We start from the raw sequence: 20,506 nt of genomic DNA, 5'->3' as shown, positions 1-20,506 counted from the left end.
CCATGACGACTGCATCCCCTGAAACAACACCGCTGGCGCAACGGGTTCGGCACTTCGTCGAGCAGCACATCCTGCCGCGCGAGCTGGAGCTAGGTGCGTGCGACAAGGCAGCCAGCGCACTGGCCGCCGAACTGCAGGCCAAGGCGCAAGCCGCCGGCGTGTTCGGCAACTTCTACCCGTTCGCCCTCGGCGGCCGGGTGGTAAGCCTGGTGGAGTACCTGACGGTCGCCACCGAGGAAGGCCGCAGCGAGTTCGCCCCGGCGATTCTCGGCTGCGACGCCACCCTCGACGCCTACATGCTCGACCGCCATGCCACTCCCGAACTGCGCGAGCGCTTCCTGATGCCGCTGGTACGTGGCGAGCAGGTGCCGTGCTACGCCATGTCCGAACCGGAAAGCATCGGCTCGATTCCCGCGACCATGACCAGCCGCGCCGACTGGCACGGCGACCATTGGCGCCTGAGTGGCCGCAAGTGGTTCATCTGCCGCGCCGAACGGGCCGACTTCGCCACCGTGATCGCCCGTACCGGTGATGGCCCGACAGGCGAAGCGTTGTCGATGCTGATCGTGCCGACCGACAGCCCCGGCTTCCAGTTCGTCCGCCCGCTGGCCCTGCTGGGTCGTCAGCAGGGCCAGGGCGAACTGCGCTTTGACGAGGTGCGCGTTACCGCGAATCAGGTCCTTGGCACGCCCGGCCAGGGCATCGCCCTGATGCAGCGCCGCCTCGGGCTGGGACGTCTGTTGCGCGCCGCCCATTGGCTGGGCCTGGCCCAGCGCTGCTTCGATGACCTCTGCGCCAGGGTGCATTCGCCGCGCGGGCATCTGGCGCGGCTGGCCGACAAGCAACTGCTGCGGGCGCGGGTCTATCAGGTGTACCGCGACATCGCCAGCGCCCGCGCCTTGCTGCAGGACGCGGCAGCCAAATTCGACCAGGGCCAGGCCAACAGCATCGAGGTCAACCTGGCCAAGCTGGCGGCGTCGGAAGCGCTGTCCGGCGCGGTCGATTCGGCGATGCAGGTCATGGGCGCCGAGGGCCTGAGCGAGCTGTCGCCGCTGTCGGGCATCTACCGTCATGCGCGCACCACGCACATCCTCGACGGCACCGACGACGCGCTGATCAGCACCCTCGGCCGCGACCTGCTGACGGCCACTGCCCTCGGCAAGCCGTTCGACAGCCGCAGCCCGTCACTGCACCTGGACAAGGGAACGCCATGAAACGCCATGCCGCCCTTGCCGCTCTGCTGACCTGCGCCATGGGCCTGCCGATGATGGTGTTCTACGCCCTCGGCGTGCTCGGCCCGCAACTGATCGCCGATCTGCACATCGACCGCGAACACCTCGGCTGGCTGACCACCAGCGCCTTCGGCCTGGCGGCCTTGCTGTCGCCCTGGGCCGGCGCGCTGGTGCAGCGCATCGGCTCACGCACCGGGCTGCTGGCGCTGTTTCTGCTGGTGGCGCTGTCGTTCAGTCTGATGGCGGTGCTGCCCGGTTTCACCGGTGTGGTCATCGCCCTGCTGTTCTGCGGCGTGGCGCAGGCGCTGGCCAACCCGGCCACCAACCAGGCCATCGCGCAGGCCAAGGATGCGCCACGCGCGGCACTGGTCGGACTCAAGCAGGCGGGGGTGCAGTTGTCCGCACTGATCGCCGGGCTGGGGCTGCCGGTATTGAGTGCCGCGATCGGCTGGCGCCTGGCGCTGGCCTGCTGGGTGCCGCTGGCGTTGTTGCTGGCAGTGCTGGTGCCGGGCCGCATCGCGGCGCCGGCGGCGGGGCCGCGACCTCCGTTGCGCCTGACGGCGCCGAACGGCTGGTTGCTGCGGCTGATGGGCATTCAAGGCTGTGCCGGGTTGTGCCTGTCCGCGTTCATCACCTTCTTCGGCGTGTACGCCAGCAGCCTGGGCGTCGGCGCTGCCACCATCGGCCTGATGGTCAGCGGATTCGGCCTGATGGGCATTCTTTCGCGCCTGTTGCTGACACCGCTGGGCGCGGGCCTCAAGGACGAAACCGTGTTGCTTGGCGGGCTGTTTCTGGTCGGCCTCGGCACGGTGCTGGTCATGCAATACGCCGCCGCCGATCGCCATTGGCCGCTGTGGTTTGCCGTGGTGGGCATGGGCCTGAGCCTGGTGGCGAGCAACGCCGTGGCCATGAGCATGCTGCTGCGCGAACCGCGCTTCGGTGGCGTGGCCAGCAGCGCCGGCATGCTGTCGCTGGGCTTCTTCGGCGGCATCGCCGTCGGGCCACCGCTGTTCGGCGTGCTGCTGCGTCAGCCGGGTGGCTTCTCTGCCGCCTGGACCTTACTCATCTTTGCCCTGTGTCTCGGCGCCGCGCTGTGCCGAAACCTGTACCGCGCCCGTCGCGCCGAGGAGACTCATCCCCATGCCGGCACAGCGTAAACGCCAGGCGGTGGTCCACGCCCTGTTCAAACAGCTCGACAGTATTTCGCGCCAGTGCGGCGAGCAATTCCCCCTCTACCGCCTGCCGCGGGACAGGCAATGGAAGCTGTCGCGGCGAGGCTCGTGGCTCGGCGGTTTCTGGGCCGCGCTGTGGTGGCGCCGTGCGGCGTTCACCGAGCTCAGCGAAGACCTCGACCAGGCGGTGTTCTGGTCCCGCCAACTGGGTGCCCAACTGGACGAGCCCAGCCTGAATCGCAGTTTCGTGTTCTGGTACGGCGCCGCCCTCGGTGGCCGCCTTGCCCAGGACGAACCGGCACGGGAGCTGGCCTTGCGTGCCGCTGACGCCCTGGCCCGGGATTTTCGCCCGGATATCGGCGGCTGGCCGCTGGGCCCCGGCATGGGCGGCGGCGACAACGGCCACGCAACCCTCAATATCGACGCCCTGGCCCCAACGCTGGCGCTGATGCACTTGCAGCCCGATGCGCACAAGCGCGACATGGCGCGCAGCCATCTGGACCTGTGCCTGCGCACCCTGCGCGGCGCCGACGGTGCCTGGGCCAGTCACGCCCGGCTCGATGAACACGGTCAGTTCCAGCCGGGCCCTGCGGGTGATTGGGCACGTGGCCAGGCCTGGGCCATGCTCGGCCTTGCCGAGGCGGTCGGCCTGTATGGCGGCGAGTACGCCGCGCCTGCCCGCGAGGCTTGCGCCTACTGGCTGAACCGCTGGGGCGAAGCGGCCAGCCGGGGCACCCTCGTCGCGCGCAATGCCGACCCGTGCGCAGTGGCCATCGCGTCGGTGGCGCTGCTGCGCCTGTGGCAGTGCCTGCCGGGCATGAACGACTGGCGCGACCTGGCCTGTCAGCAAATCGCCGCGTTGCTGTCGAGCGAGGTCCAGCAGGGATGCTTCGTCGGCCACTACTACCGCACCGGCACCGAGCAGGAGCAACTGGTGGAATCGGCCTGCGCGACCTTCTTCCTGGTCGAGGCACTGATGACCCAGGATCAGGTCCTGGCTGTTCAGGGCGGGATCGCCGGCTGGTAGCCGGTCCCGCACCCGACTGGCCGCTGCCGGCGTCAAGCCATCCGATAGTCAGCTTATGAATTTCCCGTCATCCGGCCACTTGAGAAACAATTTCGTTTACCATTGTTTCCAAATATGTAGCCGTAAGCGAGGAACCACCCGCATGACGATTCGCCGTAACCCGATGCTGCGCGGCCTGGCCGTTTCCCTTCTCGGCCTGGTGCTCGCAGCGCCGGCCGCCATGGCCGCCGATCCTGTGACCCTGACGCTGTACAACGGCCAGCACAAGGAAATCGGTGACGCCATCGCCAAGGCCTACGAGGCCAAGACCGGCATTCACATCAAGATCCGCAAAGGCAGCAGCAACCAGTTGGCCAGTCAGGTCATCGAGGAAGGCGACCGCTCGCCGGCCGACGTGATCTACACCGAAGAGTCGCCGCCGCTGAACAACCTCGGCGAGCTGGGCCTGCTGGCCAAAATCGATGACTCGACCCTGGAGATGCTGCCCAAGGACTTCGTCGCCAGCAACGGCAGCTGGATGGGCGTCACCGCGCGAACCCGCGTGGTCGCGTTCAACCCGAAGAAGATCGATGAGAAAGACCTGCCGCAATCGGTGATGGACTTCGCCGACCCCGAGTGGGACGGCAAGATCGGCTTCGTGCCCACCAGCGGCGCGTTCCAGGAACAGGCCGTGGCCATCCTGAAAATCCACGGCCGCGAAGCCGCCGAAGAATGGCTGACCGGCCTGAAAGCCTTCGGCAAGACCTACACCAACAACATGGTCGCGCTCAAAGCCGTGGAAAACGGTGAAGTCGCCGCCGTGCTGGTGAACAACTACTACTGGTACGCGCTGAAGAAAGAACGCGGCCAGCTCGACTCCAAGCTGTACTACCTGGCGGACGGCGACGTCGGCGGCCTGATGACCATCTCCGGCGCCGCCGCGGTGAAGGCCAGCAAGCATCCGAAGGAAGCCCAGGCCCTGCTCGCCTGGATGGCCAGCGAAGAAGGCCAGCGCGTCATCACCCAGACCACCGCCGAGTACCCGCTGCACAAGGGCATGGTCTCCGACCAGGGCCTGAAGCCGTTCGAAGACCTGCGTCCGCCGAAGATCACCCCGGCTGACCTGGGTAACGCCGAGGAAGCGCTGGAACTCGAACGCGAAGTCGGCCTGCTCTGATGAGCGCTGCTCTTCCCGTTCAGCTCGGCACCGGTTTCGTTCCCCGCCGCAAGCGGCCCTCGATCTGGGTGGTGCTGCCGGTCCTGCTGCTGGTGGGGCTGAGCCTGCTGCCACTGCTCTACGTCGCCCTGAAAACCTGGCAGGCCGGCTGGCACGAAGCGCTGCGCCTGATCTGGCGGCCCTTCGTCTGGGGCCTGATGCGCAACACCCTGCTGCTGATGGTCGGGGTCACGGTCACCTGCGCGGTGGTCGGCTTGTCCCTGGCTTGGCTGCTGGAGCGCAGTGATTTGCCGGGCCGGCGCCTGTGGGGCGTGATCCTGTGCCTGCCGTTCGCCGTGCCGTCGTTTGTCAGCGGCTTCACCTGGGTGTCGTTGAGCCCGATCTATGAAGGGCTGGGCGGGGCCATCCTGGTGATGAGCCTGTCCAAATACCCGCTGATCTTCCTGCCGGTGGCCGCGACCCTGCGCAACCTCGACACCTCGCTGGAGGAGTCGGCGCGGACCATGGGCTGCAACCGCTGGGCGGTGTTCTGGCGCGTCACCCTGCCGCTGCTGTGGCCGTCGATCCTCGGTGGCAGCCTGCTGATCGCCCTGCACATGCTGGTGGAGTTCGGCGCGCTGTCGATTCTCGGCCTGCAGACCTTCACCACGGCGATCTACCAGCAGTTCGAACTGGAGTTCAGCAACGCCAACGCAGCGATGCTTTCGGCAGTGCTGCTGTTCATGTGCCTGCTGATGCTCTGGCTGGAACTGCGGGTGCGCGGCAAGGCGCGCCATGTGCGCATCGGCCAGGGCGTGGCGCGGCGCGGCGCGCCGGTTCGCCTGCGCGGCTGGATGCCGCTGGGCCAGGTGTATTGCCTGGGCCTGGCGATTCTCGGCAGCGGCATTCCGCTGGGGATGCTGGCGTACTGGCTGAGCGTCGGTTCGTCGGCGGCCTTCCCGGTCGCGGACATCAGCCGGGCGCTGCTGTCGTCGCTGTCGCTGTCGCTGGGCGGCGCGGGCGTGAGCCTGCTGCTGGCATTGCCGGTGAGTTTCCTGGTGGTGCGCTACAAGGGTCGCCTGGCGATCTGGGCCGAGCGCCTGCCGTACCTGCTGCATGCCCTGCCGGGATTGGTGATTGCGCTGACGCTGGTGTACTTCGCCTTGCACTATGTGCCAGCGATGTACCAGACCACCGGGTTGTTGCTGCTGGCCTACGCGCTGCTGTTCCTGCCACTGGCGCAAGCGCCGGTGCGCACCGCGCTGACCAAGGCCGCGCCGCAACTGGAAGAAGCGGCGCGGACGCTGGGGGCGACACCATTCACGGCGTTCTGCCGGGTGACCTTGCCGATCATCTTCCCGGCACTGGCCGCAGCCTTCGCCCTGGTGTTCCTCGACGCCATGAAGGAGCTGACGGCTACCTTGCTGCTCAGCCCCACCGGCATGACCACCCTCGCCACCGAGGTCTGGGCGCATACCGCCAACGTCGAGTTCGCCGCAGCAGCGCCGTATGCGGCGCTGCTGATTCTGGTGTCCGGGTTGCCGGTGTACCTGCTGACCACCCGGATGTACCTGAACCGCGCCTGATCAGGCGCGGAACTGGCCCAGGCTGGCTTTGAGCTGGGCCGCCAGGTCGTCGAGCACCTTGCTGCTGGCGGTGGTCTGCATGACCACCTGAGCTGCCCGTTCGGCCTGCGCATGGATGTTTTCCACCCGCCCGCGAACCGCCTGCGCACCCTGGGCCTGCTGCTCGGCCGCGCGGGTGGCGAGGCCGATGGCCGCGTGCACCTGCTCCACCGACGCCTGCACCGACTGCTGCAAGCGAGCGTTGTCACGCAAGACCAGCAAGCCTTCGCTGGCCTGACGCCCCGCCCGACTGATCGCCGCCACCGCTTCCTTCGCGCCCTGTTGCAGCGCGCCGATATGGGCCTGGATGTCGCCGGTGGAGCTTTGGGTCTTGCTCGCCAGCGCCCGCACCTCGTCCGCCACCACGGCAAAGCCACGACCGGTTTCGCCCGCCCGCGCCGCCTCGATCGCGGCATTGAGCGCCAGTAGGTTGGTCTGCTCGGCAATCCCGTGGATCACCGTCAGCACCACCTCGATCTGCTCGCTTTGCTCAGCCAGACGCACGATCACCTTGGAACCGGTGTCCACCTGCCCGGCCAGCGCCTCGATCAGCTTGGCGACCTGCGCCGAAGTGCGGCTGTTCTCGTCGGTGGCCTGGCGAATATCCACCACTTGCTGCAACGCGGCCTGCATAGCCTTGCTCTCGGCCTGGGCTTCATCGGCCATGCTCGACAGTGCGCGCAGGCTTTCGGCCACTTCATCACGCTGCGCCGCCGCCGCCGAATCGGCACCGGCATTCTGCTGGGCCATGGCGCCGATCTCGACCCCGGTGCGCTGGGCCACTTCACCGGCCTCGCGAACAATGGGCTGCAACTTGTCGACGAAGCGGTTCACCGCCGCCGCCATGTCGCCGATCTCGTCGCGGCTGTCGATGGCTACGCGCTTGGTCAGGTCGCCTTCGCCGGCGGCGAGGTCGTCCAGCGCGGCAATCAGCAGGCGCAGCTTGTTCACCACCCGACGGCCCAACACGACCGCCACCACCAGCAACACGCCGCAGCCGACCAGGGCCAGGCCCAGGCCGATGCGCCAGCGCAGGGTTTGCGCGGCGCCTTGCACGCTTTGAGAGGTGTTGGCGGCCATCTGCGCGGCGCTGCCCTGCGCCGTCTCCAAACGGCTGCGCAGCGCTTTGGTGCTGTCGGCGGCGGCGCTGGTCAGGCTGTCGCCCACCAACTGATCACCGCTGGCGATGAGCGCGGAGAAACGTTTGTCGAGGGCTTGCAGCTCGGCATCCACCGACGCGGTCGAGACGCCCATCAGAACCTTGCCGATCTCGACGCCATTGGGGCTGATCGAGGCTTCGACGAAGTACACCGACGGGTCGTTGCGTGCGGCTTCCAGCACCTTGTCCAGGGCGCGTTCGCCCTTGCCCTTGTCGAGCAGGGCCTGGTTGATGGGATTCTGACGGTTCAGGTAGCGGGTGAGGTGCTCTCCCTGGGCATCGTTGTAGACCACGAACAGCACGTTGGGGTTGCGCTGGGCGCGCCGGGCAAACTCCGACAGGGTCGGTACATCAGCGTCCCACACCGCGCGGGGCGCCACCGAGGCGAGCAGTTCGGCCATGTCGTTGGCCGAGTCCTTGAGGTTTTTCTCCAGGGTGGCGCGCAATTGCGCCTGTTCTTCTTCCAGACGCGACGACAAACCGGCGGTGAGGCGCTGACGTGTGCTTTCGGACAGATTGCTCAGCCCGGAACTGACCTCCTTCGCCGCTTGATCCAGCTCGGTGGTGAGCTTCTGGCTATCGGTGCCCAAACGATTGCCCAGATCGGCTTCCAACGCGGTGACGGTACTGCGGGTCAACACCACAGCGACCACCACTTGCACCAAAAGAGCGATACCAAGCGCAACAAAGACAGGCCGCAAAAGGCGGCTTCGTAACAATGAGATGACGGCAGACACAGTAAATCCCTCTGCTTTTCGGAGCCATTACAGTGATGGCATCCCTGAAGGCATTTTCACAGCAAAGGTTGTGCCGCAGCAGAAGGCAAAAACGCCAAAGGCCCCTCTAGAGGGGCCTTTGGTGGTTACCGCTTATCGAATCAGGCGAACGGGTGACGCAGAACGATGGTTTCGTTGCGGTCAGGGCCGGTGGAGATGATGTCGATCGGCGCGCCGACCAGCTCTTCCACACGCTTGATGTAGGCACGGGCGTTGGCCGGCAGTTCTTCCAGGGTCTTGGCACCCAGGGTCGACTCGCTCCAGCCCGGCATTTCTTCGTACACCGGCTCCAGGCCGATGTAGCTGTCGGCGTCGGTCGGTGCGTCGAGGACTGCGCCGTTTTCGTTCTTGTAACCCACGCAGATGCGGATGGTGTCCAGACCGTCGAGCACGTCCAGCTTGGTCAGGCACAGGCCCGAGATGCTGTTGACGTCGATGGCGCGACGCAGGATGACGGCGTCGAACCAGCCGCAACGACGAGCGCGACCAGTGGTGGCGCCGAACTCGTGGCCACGCTTGGCCAGGAAGGCACCGACTTCGTCGAACAGCTCAGTCGGGAACGGGCCCGAACCGACGCGAGTGGTGTAGGCCTTGGTGATACCGAGGATGTAGTCCAGGTACATCGGGCCAACGCCGGAACCGGTGGCGATGCCGCCTGCGGTGGTGTTGGAGCTGGTGACGTACGGGTAGGTACCGTGGTCGATGTCCAGCAGCGAACCCTGGGCGCCTTCGAACATGATGTCCTTGCCGGCACGGCGCAGAGCGTGCAGCTCGGCGGTGACGTCGAGCATCATCGGCTTCAGTTGCTCGGCGTAGGCCATGCACTCGTCCAGGGTTTTCTGGAAGTCGATGGCCGGCTCTTTGTAGTAATTGACCAGCTGGAAGTTGTGGTAGTCCAGCAGCTCACCGAGCTTGGCGGCGAAACGCTCGCGGTGGAACAGATCACCGACGCGCAGGCCGCGACGAGCGACCTTGTCTTCGTAGGCCGGGCCAATGCCGCGACCGGTGGTACCGATCTTGGCTTCGCCACGGGCTTTCTCGCGCGCCTGGTCCAGGGCAACGTGGTAGGAGAGGATCAGCGGGCAAGCCGGGCTGATGCGCAGGCGGTCACGTACCGGGACGCCTTTCTCTTCCAGTTTGATGATTTCCCGCATCAGTGCGTCGGGAGCAACCACCACGCCGTTGCCGATCAGGCACTGCACGCCTTCGCGCAGGACGCCCGACGGGATCAGGTGCAACACGGTTTTCTCACCGTCGATCACCAGCGTGTGACCGGCGTTGTGGCCACCTTGGTAACGCACTACGGCGGCGGCATGTTCGGTCAGCAGATCAACGATCTTGCCTTTGCCCTCATCACCCCATTGGGTGCCCAGGACTACGACATTCTTACCCATAACACTTGTCCTCATTCGCGCAAACTTGGCGCCGACCACGGGGCCGGCGGCTAATCTCAGATGGCCAGTGGCAGTACCTGCCAGGCCCCGTTTTGCAGAATCAATTGCCGATCGCAGTCCGCCTCGATGGCGGCAGCCAGTGGCTGGCCAGGCAGAGCCTGCACAACCCGCTGACCGTCACTGCGCAACTGGCAGACCAACTGCCACAGAGCCGCGTCGCTGCTGTCGGGCATCCAGATCCCGCCAGTGGGCAACACGACCTCTGCCCGCCCCAGTGTGACCAGGGTCTTCAAATCCGTGGAGAAACCGGTGGCCGGACGTGCCCGGCCAAAGTCAGCTCCGATATCGTCGTAGCGACCGCCCTGGGCGATCGACTGACCGACACCCGGCACGAACGCCGCGAACACTACACCGGTGTGGTAGTGGTAGCCGCGCAGCTCGCCCAGGTCGAAATACAGTGGCAGATCCGGGTACCGCGCCGTCAGACGGTCGGCGATCGCCAGCAGGTCATCCAGTGCCGCCAGTACCGCAGCCGGTGCACGGCCGAGACGAACACGGGCCGCTTCCAGCACTTCACGACCGCCGCACAGCTCGGTCAGCGAACGCAGCATGCCGGCCAGGTCCGCCGGCAGGTTGGCGGTCAGCGTGATCACTTCGTCGACGGCCTTGCGTTGCAGGGCATCGAACAACTGCTGCTCGACATCACCCGGCAGGCCGGCCGCACGGGCCAGGCTGCGGTAGATACCAACGTGGCCCAGGTCCATATGGACATCCGGTACGTCGGCCAGTTGCAGCATGGCCAGCATCAGGCTGATGACTTCGACGTCACTGACAGGGCTGGCATCGCCGTACAGTTCGGCACCCAACTGGATCGGGCTGCGCGAGGACGACAGTGCACGGGGCTTGGCGTGCAGCACGCTGCCGGCGTAGCACAGGCGGCTCGGGCCTTCGCGGCGCAGGGTGTGCGCATCGATGCGCGCCACCTGCGGCGTGATGTCGGCCCGGAAGCCCATCTGCCGGCCCGACTGTGGGTCGATAACCTTGAAGGTACGCAGGTCCAGGTCCTGACCGGCACCGGTGAGCAGCGATTCCAGGTACTCGATATGCGGAGTCACGACAAACTCGTAACCCCAGCTCTGGAACAGATCCAACACCTGGCGACGCGCGATTTCGATGCGCGTCGCTTCAGGTGGCAGTACTTCTTCGATGCCATCTGGCAGCAGCCAGCGGTCTACCGTTGCCATTACGCCATTTCCCCTGTGGTCCGGGCGGCCTGCCTGCGGGCGAGCCTTGAGTGAAGCAGGTGCCGGCAAATAATGTCGGGCAGCGCTGATTCCAGCGTTACCGCAGTGCCAATACCCTCGTAAATCCTGGGCTGCGCCGCGAATCAGGACCGCCAGGCGGTCATTCGATCTTGCAGACGCAAAAAAGCCGGGAATTTCCCGGCTGCCGCATCATACACCCGTTTTCTTGCAGTATCACCCCGCCAGACGTATTAGCCGCCCGACGGGGTGATCTGTTTCAAGGCTTGGGCTTGCCCATGAAGCGGAAGAACTCGCTGCTCGGGTCGAGAACCAGAACGTCGCTCTTGTTGGCGAAGCTCTCGCGGTAGGCTTTCAGGCTACGGTAGAACGCGTAGAAGTCCTGATCCTGGCCATAGGCCTTGGAGTAGATCGCCGCCGCTTGGGCATCACCATCACCGCGGGTCTCTTCCGACTCGCGATACGCTTCAGCCAGCAGTACCCGACGCTGACGATCGGCGTCAGCACGAATACCTTCAGCCAGCTCGTTACCTTTGGCGCGGTGCTCACGAGCCTCACGCTCACGCTCGGTGCTCATACGCTCGAACACGCTGCGGTTCACTTCCTTCGGCAGGTCGATGGCCTTGACGCGAACGTCGACCACTTCGATGCCCAGCTCCTTTTCCGCCATGCGGTTCAGCGAGCCAGTGATATCCGCCATCAGCGCGTCACGCTCACCCGACACCACTTCGTGCAGGGTGCGCTTGCCGAACTGGTCGCGCAAACCGCTTTCCAGACGACGGGACAGACGCTCGTCAGCAATCTGCTTCATGCCGGAGGTCGCGGTGTAGAAACGCTCTGCGTCCTTCACCCGCCACTTGGCGTAAGCATCGACCATGACCGCCTTCTTCTCCAGGGTCAGGAACCGCTGGGTCGGAGCGTCAAGGGTCATCAGGCGGGCGTCGAACTTGCGCACCTGGTTGACGTAAGGGACTTTCACATGCAGGCCAGGCTGGACATCGGCCTGAACCACACGACCGAATTGCAGCAGCACCGCGCGTTCGGTCTGGGACACGATGTAGAAGCTGTTCCAGGCCACGATGGCCAGCACGACGCCAACGATCAGGGCGATCAGCGATTTATTGCTCATCAGCGGCTCTCCCTAGAACGCAGTTGCTGCTGTTGCTGTTGCAGGTCGGAAGCGGCACGGCTGGCTGCATCGTTGGCCGACGAGGTCGGTACGCTGCTGGCCGGTGCGGCATTGCGGCTGCCTTCGACCATCTTGTCCAGCGGCAGGTAAAGCAGGTTGCTCTGCCCGTCCTTGCCCGAAACCAGCACTTTGCTGGTGTTGCTGTAGACCTCTTGCATCGTATCGAGGTACAGACGCTGACGAGTGACTTCCGGCGCCTTGCGGTACTCAGTCACCAGCTTGGTGAAGCGATCGGCCTCACCCTTGGCGCGCGAGACGACTTCGTCGCGGTAACCATTGGCGTCTTCGATGATGCGCTGCGCCTGACCACGGGCTTCCGGCACCACGCCATTGGCGTAGGACTCGGCCTGGTTGCGGGCACGCTGCTCGTCTTCACGGGCGCGGATCACGTCATCGAAGGCTTCCTGCACTTCACGCGGGGCTGCCGCGCTCTGTACGTTGACCTGGGTAACGGTGATACCGGTACGGTAGGTGTCGAGGAAACGTTGCAGACGCTCCTTGATCTCGACGGCCATCTGCTCGCGTCCTTCGGTCAGCACCTTGTCCATGGCCGTGGAGCCGACCACGTGACGCAGGGCACTGTCGGTCGCGTGTTGCAGGCTGACTTCAGGCTGATCGACGTTCAGGACGAAGTCCTGCAGGTTGCTGATCTTGTACTGCACGGTCAGCGGCACTTCGACGATGTTCTCGTCTTCAGTCAGCATCTGGCCCTGCTTGGTATAGGCACGCTCACGCGTGACGTTTTCCATGTACTTGCGATCGATTGGCGGGAAATAGATGTTCAGGCCCGGACCTACGGTCTCGTAGTACTTGCCGAAACGCAGAACAACTGCCTGCTCCTGCTCGTCGACCACATAGACCGCGCTGTACAGCCAGATAGCAGCCAGCACAGCGAGTCCGACACCAAGCAGACCAAAGCCGCCGCCTTTGGGGAGGCCATCGCCGCCACCACGTTTCTTGCCACTGCCGAACATGCCGTTCAGGCTATCCTGCAGCTTGCGGAAGGCCTCGTCGAGATCCGGTGGCCCTTTCTTGTCGCCGCCACCACCGCCGCGGCGTCCACCCCAAGGATCTTGATTGTTCGAGTTGCCACCCGGCTCATTCCAAGCCATAGCGCTCTCCATCTGATAAAGCAAAGACGCGCCAACGGCGCGCCGTCCAATGCTACAGAATGCCTGTCACGGCCGCCCGACAGCGTCGTCAGGCTTTTATTGCAAAGTGTGTTGTTCGATGAAGTCGACGGGCTCCAGCCCTGCGCGTGACACCAGACGATTGAGGTCGGCCCGTGGCAAGCGCACTGCCAGAAGGCTGCTGCCTTCATCGTCGTGTTCTTCGTTCTGCCCCGCACCCGCCGCGAAGAACTGCGCACGCAAACGCGCGAAACGCTGTTCAAGACGCAAGGTACCCACAAACAGGTCATCCCCCAGCAACTCGGCAATCGCCTGCCCCACCAGCTCAAGACCACGGCCTTCTCGGGCCGAGACCCAGACCCGCTCGGGCTTGCCATCAGCATTGCGTTGAATGTTCGGCTCAACGCCTTCGAGCAGATCGAGTTTGTTATACACCTCGAGTATCGGCAAGCCTTCAGCACCGATCTCGCCAAGCACCGCCATGACCTGTTCGATCTGGGCCATGCGCTCAGGCTCATGGGCATCGATCACGTGCAGCAACAGGTCGGAGTTGCTCGACTCTTCGAGCGTAGCTCGAAAAGCCTCGACCAGCTTGTGCGGCAGGTGACGAATGAAGCCCACGGTGTCCGCCAGCACGATCGGCCCGATATCACCCAGCTCCAGTCGGCGCAGGGTCGGGTCGAGTGTGGCGAAGAGCTGGTCGGCCGCGTAGACCTCGGACTCGGTCAGGGCGTTGAACAGGGTCGATTTGCCGGCGTTGGTATAACCCACCAGTGAAACCGAAGGCACCTCGGCGCGTTTGCGACCGCGGCGCGCCTGCTCTCGCTGGCTGCGGACCTTTTCCAGACGGGCCTTGATCTGCCGCAGACGCACACGCAGCAAGCGGCGGTCGGTTTCCAACTGGGTTTCACCCGGGCCGCGCAGACCAATACCGCCTTTCTGCCGCTCAAGGTGAGTCCAGCCGCGAACCAGTCGCGTGCTCATGTGTTCAAGCTGCGCCAGCTCCACCTGCAGCTTGCCCTCGTGAGTACGGGCGCGCTGGGCGAAGATGTCGAGGATCAGGCCGGTGCGGTCAAGCACGCGACACTCGAAAACGCGCTCGAGGTTGCGTTCCTGACTTGGGGTGAGGGTGTGATTGAAGATCACCAGGTCGGCCTCTTCAGCCTTGACCAGGTCGCGCAACTCCTCGACCTTGCCGCTGCCAATCAGAAACTTGGCAGTTGGCTGGTGCCGCCCCACGTTGGCGAACGCAACAATATCGGCGCCGGCCGACAAGGCCAGCTCCTGGAACTCCTGCGGGTCTTCGCGCGCCTCAGGGTTCTGACCTTCCAGATGAACGAGAACGGCTCGTTCACCACCACCGTGGCGCTCAAAGAACAAAGCGAACTCCTATCAGGCGTTACCTGGCTCAGCATCGCCATGTTCGGCGTCAGCTGCGCTAGGCAGGCGAATCGGACGAACCGGAACAACGGTCGAGATCGCGTGCTTGTAAACCATCTGGCTGACGGTGTTTTTCAGCAGGATCACGAACTGGTCGAAGGACTCGATGGTCCCTTGCAGCTTGATGCCGTTGACCAGATAGATCGAAACCCCGACTTTTTCTTTTCTCAAAGTATTCAAGTAAGGGTCTTGTAGCGAATGCCCTTTTGACATATGCCGCACTCCTGTAAGGATCAATAGTAAAAAAACAAGAAAACTGATGGCTAAAGCCGCCCCACCCCCAAGGATAGACGGCAATCGCTGGGATTCAGCCCAATATGGAGACCGACCCGAGGTATTTCAAGGTGCGAGACAGATTGTCGCAGGCCAGACTATCCAGCCAGTGAAGATCAGCCCAACTGCGCAACCAGGTAAATTGCCGCTTCGCCAATTGGCGGGTGGCAATGATGCCGCGCTCCTGCATTTCAACTGAAGTCAGCTTGCCATCAAGATGATCCCAGACCTGACGATACCCAACTGCCCGTATAGACGGCAGTCCCGCGTGCAAGTCACTTCTAGCGCGCAGCAATCGGACCTCGTCAATGAAGCCCTGTTCCAGCATTTGCGTGAATCGTAGCGCAATTCGCTCATGCAGAACCTGTCGATTCTGCGGGGCAATAGCCAAGCTGGCGACAGTATAGGGCAATTGCCCCTGCCCAGAAGCGCCTGGGCCATTACTTTGCTCAGCTTGACGCAAACGATGTGAAGTCATCGTGAAACCACTCACCCGATAGACCTCCAACGCCCGGATCAGACGCTGCGGATCGTTCGGGTGAATGCGCGCCGCCGACACCGGATCGACCGCCGCCAGCTCATCGTGCAACGCCTGCCAGCCGTGCTGCTGAGCCTGCGCTTCGAGTTCGGCGCGAACCTGAGGATCGGCAGGCGGCATATCGGCCAAGCCTTCGAGCAATGCCTTGTAATAGAGCATCGTGCCGCCAACTAGCAACGGAATGTTGCCGCGGGCGGTGATTTCGGCCATCGCTTGCAGGGCATCACGGCGAAAATCAGCGGCGGAATAGCTTTCGGCGGGGTCGAGGATGTCGATCAGGCGGTGTGGATGGGCCGCGAGCACGTCCTTCGACGGCTTGGCCGTGCCGATATCCATGCCGCGATAGATCAGCGCCGAATCGACACTGATCAGCTCGCACGGCAGTACTTTGGTGAGTTCGATGGCCAGGTCGGTCTTGCCCGCAGCAGTCGGGCCCATCAGAAAAATTGCCGGAGGGAGGGAGCCCGCCATATCAACGACCGCGCAAGAACAGTTTGTCCAGATCGTCCAGCCCCATTTGGGTCCAGGTCGGTCGGCCATGGTTGCATTGGCCGCTGCGCTCGGTGTTTTCCATGTCGCGCAGCAGGCCGTTCATTTCTGGCAAGGCCAGGCGCCGGTTGGCGCGCACGGCGCCGTGGCAGGCCATGGTGCCGAGCAGCTCGTTGAGGTGCGCCTGGATCCGGTCGCTGGTGCCGTACTCCATCAGGTCGGCGAGCACATCCTGCACCAGTCGATTGGCCTCGGCCTGCTTGAGCAGCGCCGGAATCTGCCGGATCGCAATGCTCTCCGGGCCCAGACGCTGCAATTCGAAGCCCAGGCGCTGGAACCACTGCGCGTGCTCCTCGGCGCAGTCGGCCTCACGCTGACTCATGGCCAGGGATTCCGGAACCAGCAGCGGTTGGCCGCTGAGGCCCTCGCTGGCCATGGCCACTTTCAGACGCTCGTACATGATCCGCTCGTGGGCGGCGTGCATGTCCACCAGCACCAGGCCGTGGGCGTTTTCCGCGAGGATATAGATGCCCTTCAACTGCGCCAGCGCATAGCCCAGCGGCGGAATGTCACGCTCGCCTTCCGGCAGCGGCGCAGGCTCGGCATTCGACAGTGGCGAGAAAAACTCCCGGTAGACTTCCCGCGCCTCGCCAACCGGCAGCGCGGCACTCGGGCGCGGCGTGTAGTTGTATTGGTAACCCGCGCCAGCGCCGGAACCCGCCGGGCTCGTCGAAGGCGCGGCAACCGGCTGCTCAAGCACGCTGGCCGACAGACGCATCTCACCCTGAGGCCCGAACTCTCCCGCCTGCTGCCCGGACGGGCGGATGATTTCCGTTGTCGCCGCAGGTGCCGCTACCTGGTCGTCCGGGCGCACATCGGCCAGCGCCCGGTGCAGGGTTCCGTAGAGGAAGTCGTGGACCATGCGTCCGTCACGGAAGCGCACTTCGTGCTTGGTCGGGTGAACGTTGACGTCGACGCCCGTCGGATCGAGCTCCAGGAACAGCACGAACGTCGGGTGCCGGCCGTTGAACAACACGTCGCGGTAGGCCTGGCGCACGGCGTGGGCGACCAGCTTGTCGCGCACCGCCCGGCCATTGACGAAGAAATACTGCAGGTCGGCCTGGCTGCGCGAGAAGGTCGGCAACCCAACCCAACCCCACAGCCGCAGCCCGTTGCGATCGATCTCGATCGGCAGCGCCTGCTCAAGGAAACCTGGCCCGCAGATCGCACCGACCCGCCGCGCCTTGGCGGTATCGTCCGGCGCTTCGTGCAGGCTGAGAATGCTCTTGCCGTTGTGCCGCAAGTGGAAACCGACATCGAAGCGCGCCAGCGCCAGGCGCCGGATCACTTCCTGCAGGTGATCGAATTCGGTCTTTTCGGTCTTGAGAAACTTGCGCCGCGCCGGGGTATTGAAGAACAGGTCGCGCACTTCGACCGAGGTGCCCACCGGATGCGCCGCCGGCTGCACGCGCGGCGCCATGTCACGGCCTTCGGTTTCCACCTGCCAGGCCTGCTCGGCGTCACGGGTGCGCGAGGTCAGGGTCAGGCGGGCCACCGAGCTGATCGACGCCAGGGCCTCACCACGAAAGCCCAGGCTCATCACCCGCTCAAGGTCTTCAAGATCGCGAATCTTGCTGGTGGCGTGGCGGGCCAGGGCCAGCGGCAGGTCGTCGGAGGCAATGCCGCTGCCATCGTCGCGGACCCGCAGCAGTTTCACCCCGCCCTGCTCGACCTCGACGTCGATGCGGCGCGCGCCAGAATCCAGGCTGTTTTCCAGCAGTTCCTTGATGACCGACGCCGGACGCTCGACAACCTCGCCAGCGGCGATCTGGTTGGCAAGACGAGGACTGAGCAGTTCGATACGGGCACTGCTGGTCATGGCTGGGCTGCCAGGGTGGTCGCTGGAATATCCAGGTTCTGACCGACTTTCAGCTCATCGCTCTTGAGGTTGTTGGTGCTGCGCAGGCCGGCCACGCTGACCTGATAACGCACGGCAATCATGGCCAGGGTCTCGCCTGGGCGTACCACGTGCTCACGCGGGCCTTGGGCGATCTTGCCGCTGTCCCGCAGCCAGGCAATGTAGGTGCCCGGTGGTGGGTTCTGCTGGAAGAACTGCTTCACGCCGCCGTGGATCGAACGCGCCAGCGACTGCTGGTGGCTCGGCGTCGCCAGCTTGGCGGCTTCGTTGGCGTTGGAGATGAACCCGGTTTCCACGAGGATCGACGGGATGTCTGGCGACTTCAGCACCATGAAACCTGCCTGCTCGACCCGGCGTTTGTGCAACGAAGTCACCCGGCCGATATTGCCCAGGACCTTCTGCCCGACGTTCAGGCTGGAGCTAAGCGACGCAGTCATCGACAGGTCCAGCAGCACGCCCGCGAGCATGCGGTCCTTGTCGTCGAGGCTGACGTTGCCGGCACCACCGATCAGGTCGGAACGGTTTTCACTGTCCGCCAGCCAGCGTGCTGTCTCGGACGTGGCACCGCGATCAGACAGGGCAAACACCGAAGCACCGAAGGCCGCCGTGGACGGCGCGGCGTCGGCATGGATGGAGATGAACAGGTCGGCGCCTTTCTTGCGGGCGATCTCGGTGCGCTTGCGCAGCGGGATGAAGTAGTCGCCGGTACGGGTCAGCTCGGCGCGGAAGCCCTTCTCGGTATTGATCTGGCGCTGCAGTTCCTTGGCGATCTGCAGGACGATGTCCTTTTCGTGCTGGCCGCGGGAACCCGAGGCACCCGGGTCTTCACCGCCGTGACCGGCGTCGATGGCAATGACGATGTCGCGCTTGCCGTTAGGCACCGGCGGCAGCGTGATCGCGGGTTGCGTAGGAGTCACCGGCACCACCGGGGTGGTCGCGGTGGTAGCGGCCGGCGTCGGCGGTTGGGCCGCGGCGTCAGCTTCCTGGTCGTACAGGTCGACCACCAGGCGGTTGCCGTACTGGGCGTTTGGCGCCAGGGTGAAGCTTTTCGGGGTGACGGTCTTGCTCAGGTCAATCACCACGCGCAGGTCGGTAGGCGTGCGCTGCGCCGAACGTACGGCGGTGATTGGCGTGTTTGAGGTAGAAACCGAGAGCGGCGCGGCCAGGGTGGCGCCGTTGATGTCGATGACCAGCCGATCAGGCGCGGTCAGGGTGAAGACACTGTGCTGCACCGGGCCAGACAGATCGAAGACCAGCCGCGTGTTGTCCGGCGCCCGCCACAGACGCACGCTCTTGACCTGTGTGACCGCGAAAGCGTCAACGGTCACTGCCGTAAGCAGCAGTCCTACGACGGCAACCAGCGCGCGAAAGCGCATACCTTTCCCCATTTCTATTTGAATTCCAAGGCCAAAGCGGCACACCAGGCTTCACCGCGAGCACCTTGCGGCGCCAGGTTCAACGAACGACCGCCCGCCTGGGGGCTTATGGTAATGGTCAGGTCCGGCTTTGGCAAAATGCCGGCACCTTTGTCCGGCCACTCGAACAGGCACAGCGCATCGCCTTCGAAATAGTCGCGGATCCCCATGAATTCCAGTTCCTCCGGGTCGACCAGACGGTAAAGGTCGAAGTGGAAGGCTCGGATCTCACCAATCTCGTACGGCTCTACCACCGTAAATGTAGGACTTTTCACAGCTCCGGTGTGCCCGAGCCCGCGAATGATGCCCCGCGACAGGGTCGTCTTGCCCGCACCGAGGTCACCTTCGAGAAAAATCACGCCGTTGCCGTGGGTCACTTGGGCGATACGAGCGCCGAAGTCGACCATGGCCTGCTCGTCGGCCAAAAACAGGGTTACGCCTGACACGCTGAATGCTCCTCCAACAACTCTCGAATAGACGGCACCAGATCATGTGCCGCCAGCCCCCGCCCCTGGCTACCCAGGCGTTCTCCCGCGCAGGCATGCAGCCAGACCGCAAGACAGGCCGCGTCCCAGGCCGGCATGTCCTGGGCGAGCAAGGCGCCCAGCACACCGCTGAGCACATCGCCCAGACCTGCACCGGCCATGGCCGGATGACCGCGCTTGCACAGGGCAAGCCGCCCGTGCGGGTCAGCAACCAGACTGCCTGAGCCCTTGAGCACGCAAACGGCGGCGTATTTTCGCGCCAGCTTGCGCGCCGCACCCGGGCGGTCGGCCTGTACTGCCTCGGTGGAAATCCCCAACAGGCGTGCGGCCTCGCCAGGGTGCGGCGTAATGATGCTGCCCGCCGGCAAGGCCATCGGCGCCACGGCCAGCAAGTTCAATGCATCGGCATCCCATACCTGCCGCAGACCCGAACTGGCCACCGCCGACAGCAGGCTACGGCCCCACGCCGCTTGCCCCAGCCCAGGTCCGACCACCAGAACCGACGCCCGTTCGATCGGCGCCATCAACTGATTGGCCGAACTCACCCCCATACTCATGACTTCAGGCAACCGCGCCAGAGCCGCAGGCAGATGCTCGACGCGGCTGGCAAGCGACACCAGCCCGGCGCCGCAGCGCAATGCTGCCTCTGCACTGAGCAGGACCGCGCCACCGGTGCCGCGATCACCGCCGATCACCAGCACATGGCCGAACTGTCCTTTATGGGCGGTCGCAGCGCGCGCGGGCAGGCCCGCCACGGTGTCGCGGGAGAGCACAACTGGCTCGTTTGCAGGGTGTTTGGTCTGAGGCATGCGTCGTTCGGCTCCGATGTCTGGCAGAATTATACGCA

General features: G+C 64.7%; 17 protein-coding genes and 1 pseudogene. 5 read left to right on the top strand and 13 right to left on the bottom strand.

Translation table 11 applies throughout. The features are described from left to right. The first annotated feature begins 2 nt into the window (after positions 1 to 2). The 5 genes from HWV67_RS30745 to HWV67_RS30725 all read left to right on the top strand — a co-directional run bounded on the left by HWV67_RS30745 (position 3) and on the right by HWV67_RS30725 (position 6,152). The gene (locus HWV67_RS30745; protein ID WP_175653948.1) at positions 3 to 1,214 is read left to right on the top strand and encodes an acyl-CoA dehydrogenase family protein; all 1,212 of its coding nucleotides are present in this window, start codon (positions 3 to 5) and stop codon (positions 1,212 to 1,214) included. Further along, positions 1,211 to 2,389, top strand: a complete 1,179-nt coding sequence (locus HWV67_RS30740; RefSeq protein WP_175653947.1) for an MFS transporter — start codon at positions 1,211 to 1,213, stop codon at positions 2,387 to 2,389. The genes HWV67_RS30745 and HWV67_RS30740 overlap by 4 nt, the downstream gene beginning before the upstream one ends. Next, the gene (locus HWV67_RS30735; RefSeq protein ID WP_175653946.1) at positions 2,373 to 3,431 is read left to right on the top strand and encodes a glucuronyl hydrolase; all 1,059 of its coding nucleotides are present in this window, start codon (positions 2,373 to 2,375) and stop codon (positions 3,429 to 3,431) included. Before HWV67_RS30740 ends, HWV67_RS30735 begins: the two co-directional genes overlap by 17 nt. Positions 3,432 to 3,573: 142 nt before the next feature. Further along, a complete protein-coding gene (locus HWV67_RS30730; RefSeq protein ID WP_095155956.1) occupies positions 3,574 to 4,587 on the top strand; it encodes an extracellular solute-binding protein in 1,014 nt (337 codons plus the stop codon). Then, positions 4,587 to 6,152, top strand: coding sequence for an ABC transporter permease (locus HWV67_RS30725; protein ID WP_175653945.1), 1,566 nt, complete (start codon positions 4,587 to 4,589; stop codon positions 6,150 to 6,152). The genes HWV67_RS30730 and HWV67_RS30725 overlap by 1 nt, the downstream gene beginning before the upstream one ends. On the opposite strand, the gene HWV67_RS32405 is transcribed toward HWV67_RS30725, so the two are convergent. From HWV67_RS32405 to HWV67_RS30665, 13 genes and pseudogenes are all read right to left on the bottom strand, one after another. Then, entirely contained in the window at positions 6,153 to 6,857 is a 705-nt protein-coding gene (locus HWV67_RS32405) for a methyl-accepting chemotaxis protein (protein WP_444851806.1), read from the bottom strand. 201 nt (positions 6,858 to 7,058) lie between these two features. Next, positions 7,059 to 7,271, bottom strand: a pseudogene (locus HWV67_RS32400) (methyl-accepting chemotaxis protein); the annotation flags it as partial. A 956-nt stretch (positions 7,272 to 8,227) separates the two neighbouring features. Then, positions 8,228 to 9,520, bottom strand: a complete 1,293-nt coding sequence (locus HWV67_RS30715) for an adenylosuccinate synthase (RefSeq protein WP_095155953.1) — start codon at positions 9,518 to 9,520, stop codon at positions 8,228 to 8,230. A 56-nt stretch (positions 9,521 to 9,576) separates the two neighbouring features. Further along, complete coding sequence (locus HWV67_RS30710) at positions 9,577 to 10,764, bottom strand: ATP phosphoribosyltransferase regulatory subunit (RefSeq protein WP_175653943.1); 1,188 nt, start codon at positions 10,762 to 10,764, stop codon at positions 9,577 to 9,579. 277 nt (positions 10,765 to 11,041) lie between these two features. Then, positions 11,042 to 11,911 carry a protease modulator HflC gene (hflC, locus tag HWV67_RS30705; RefSeq protein ID WP_175653942.1) on the bottom strand — a complete coding sequence of 290 codons (870 nt, stop codon included), beginning with the start codon at positions 11,909 to 11,911 and terminating at the stop codon, positions 11,042 to 11,044. Continuing rightward, on the bottom strand, positions 11,911 to 13,083 hold the full coding sequence (gene hflK / locus HWV67_RS30700; protein ID WP_110971463.1) for an FtsH protease activity modulator HflK: 1,173 nt from the start codon (positions 13,081 to 13,083) through the stop codon (positions 11,911 to 11,913). Before hflK ends, hflC begins: the two co-directional genes overlap by 1 nt. A 96-nt stretch (positions 13,084 to 13,179) precedes the next feature. Continuing rightward, positions 13,180 to 14,481 (bottom strand): ribosome rescue GTPase HflX, encoded by a 1,302-nt coding sequence (hflX, locus tag HWV67_RS30695; protein ID WP_175653941.1) that lies wholly within the window; start codon positions 14,479 to 14,481, stop codon positions 13,180 to 13,182. A 12-nt stretch (positions 14,482 to 14,493) separates the two neighbouring features. Beyond that, a complete protein-coding gene (hfq, locus tag HWV67_RS30690) occupies positions 14,494 to 14,754 on the bottom strand; it encodes an RNA chaperone Hfq (RefSeq protein ID WP_065758756.1) in 261 nt (86 codons plus the stop codon). 94 nt (positions 14,755 to 14,848) lie between these two features. Next, positions 14,849 to 15,823 (bottom strand): tRNA (adenosine(37)-N6)-dimethylallyltransferase MiaA, encoded by a 975-nt coding sequence (miaA, locus tag HWV67_RS30685; RefSeq protein WP_095155948.1) that lies wholly within the window; start codon positions 15,821 to 15,823, stop codon positions 14,849 to 14,851. Position 15,824: 1 nt separating this feature from the next. Further along, the gene (gene mutL / locus HWV67_RS30680; RefSeq protein WP_175653940.1) at positions 15,825 to 17,720 is read right to left on the bottom strand and encodes a DNA mismatch repair endonuclease MutL; all 1,896 of its coding nucleotides are present in this window, start codon (positions 17,718 to 17,720) and stop codon (positions 15,825 to 15,827) included. Then, the gene (locus tag HWV67_RS30675) at positions 17,717 to 19,147 is read right to left on the bottom strand and encodes an N-acetylmuramoyl-L-alanine amidase (RefSeq protein ID WP_175653939.1); all 1,431 of its coding nucleotides are present in this window, start codon (positions 19,145 to 19,147) and stop codon (positions 17,717 to 17,719) included. The genes mutL and HWV67_RS30675 overlap by 4 nt, the downstream gene beginning before the upstream one ends. 2 nt (positions 19,148 to 19,149) lie before the next feature. Next, on the bottom strand, positions 19,150 to 19,620 hold the full coding sequence (tsaE, locus tag HWV67_RS30670; RefSeq protein WP_095155945.1) for a tRNA (adenosine(37)-N6)-threonylcarbamoyltransferase complex ATPase subunit type 1 TsaE: 471 nt from the start codon (positions 19,618 to 19,620) through the stop codon (positions 19,150 to 19,152). Further along, a complete protein-coding gene (locus tag HWV67_RS30665; protein WP_095155944.1) occupies positions 19,608 to 20,468 on the bottom strand; it encodes an NAD(P)H-hydrate dehydratase in 861 nt (286 codons plus the stop codon). Before HWV67_RS30665 ends, tsaE begins: the two co-directional genes overlap by 13 nt. Between the last annotated feature and the right edge of the window lie 38 nt (positions 20,469 to 20,506).

This window comes from Pseudomonas sp. Marseille-P9899 (genome assembly GCF_903166565.1).
Lineage (GTDB): Bacteria > Pseudomonadota > Gammaproteobacteria > Pseudomonadales > Pseudomonadaceae > Aquipseudomonas > Aquipseudomonas huaxiensis.
The sequence above is the reverse complement of the archived record's forward strand: the minus strand, read 5'-3'. Positions and strand labels throughout refer to the sequence as shown.

Bases quoted from the DNA above. Each gene is read 5' to 3' on its own strand.
- HWV67_RS30745 (WP_175653948.1), top strand. From the start codon at position 3: ATGACGACTGCATCCCCTGAAACAACACCGCTGGCGCAACGGGTTCGG.
- HWV67_RS30740 (WP_175653947.1), top strand. From the start codon at position 1,211: ATGAAACGCCATGCCGCCCTTGCCGCTCTGCTGACCTGCGCCATGGGC.
- HWV67_RS30735 (WP_175653946.1), top strand. From the start codon at position 2,373: ATGCCGGCACAGCGTAAACGCCAGGCGGTGGTCCACGCCCTGTTCAAA.
- HWV67_RS30730 (WP_095155956.1), top strand. From the start codon at position 3,574: ATGACGATTCGCCGTAACCCGATGCTGCGCGGCCTGGCCGTTTCCCTT.
- HWV67_RS30725 (WP_175653945.1), top strand. From the start codon at position 4,587: ATGAGCGCTGCTCTTCCCGTTCAGCTCGGCACCGGTTTCGTTCCCCGC.
- HWV67_RS32405 (WP_444851806.1), bottom strand. From the start codon at position 6,857: ATGGCCGATGAAGCCCAGGCCGAGAGCAAGGCTATGCAGGCCGCGTTG.
- HWV67_RS30715 (WP_095155953.1), bottom strand. From the start codon at position 9,520: ATGGGTAAGAATGTCGTAGTCCTGGGCACCCAATGGGGTGATGAGGGC.
- HWV67_RS30710 (WP_175653943.1), bottom strand. From the start codon at position 10,764: ATGGCAACGGTAGACCGCTGGCTGCTGCCAGATGGCATCGAAGAAGTA.
- hflC (WP_175653942.1), bottom strand. From the start codon at position 11,911: ATGAGCAATAAATCGCTGATCGCCCTGATCGTTGGCGTCGTGCTGGCC.
- hflK (WP_110971463.1), bottom strand. From the start codon at position 13,083: ATGGCTTGGAATGAGCCGGGTGGCAACTCGAACAATCAAGATCCTTGG.
- hfq (WP_065758756.1), bottom strand. From the start codon at position 14,754: ATGTCAAAAGGGCATTCGCTACAAGACCCTTACTTGAATACTTTGAGA.
- miaA (WP_095155948.1), bottom strand. From the start codon at position 15,823: ATGGCGGGCTCCCTCCCTCCGGCAATTTTTCTGATGGGCCCGACTGCT.
- mutL (WP_175653940.1), bottom strand. From the start codon at position 17,720: ATGACCAGCAGTGCCCGTATCGAACTGCTCAGTCCTCGTCTTGCCAAC.
- HWV67_RS30675 (WP_175653939.1), bottom strand. From the start codon at position 19,147: ATGGGGAAAGGTATGCGCTTTCGCGCGCTGGTTGCCGTCGTAGGACTG.
- HWV67_RS30665 (WP_095155944.1), bottom strand. From the start codon at position 20,468: ATGCCTCAGACCAAACACCCTGCAAACGAGCCAGTTGTGCTCTCCCGC.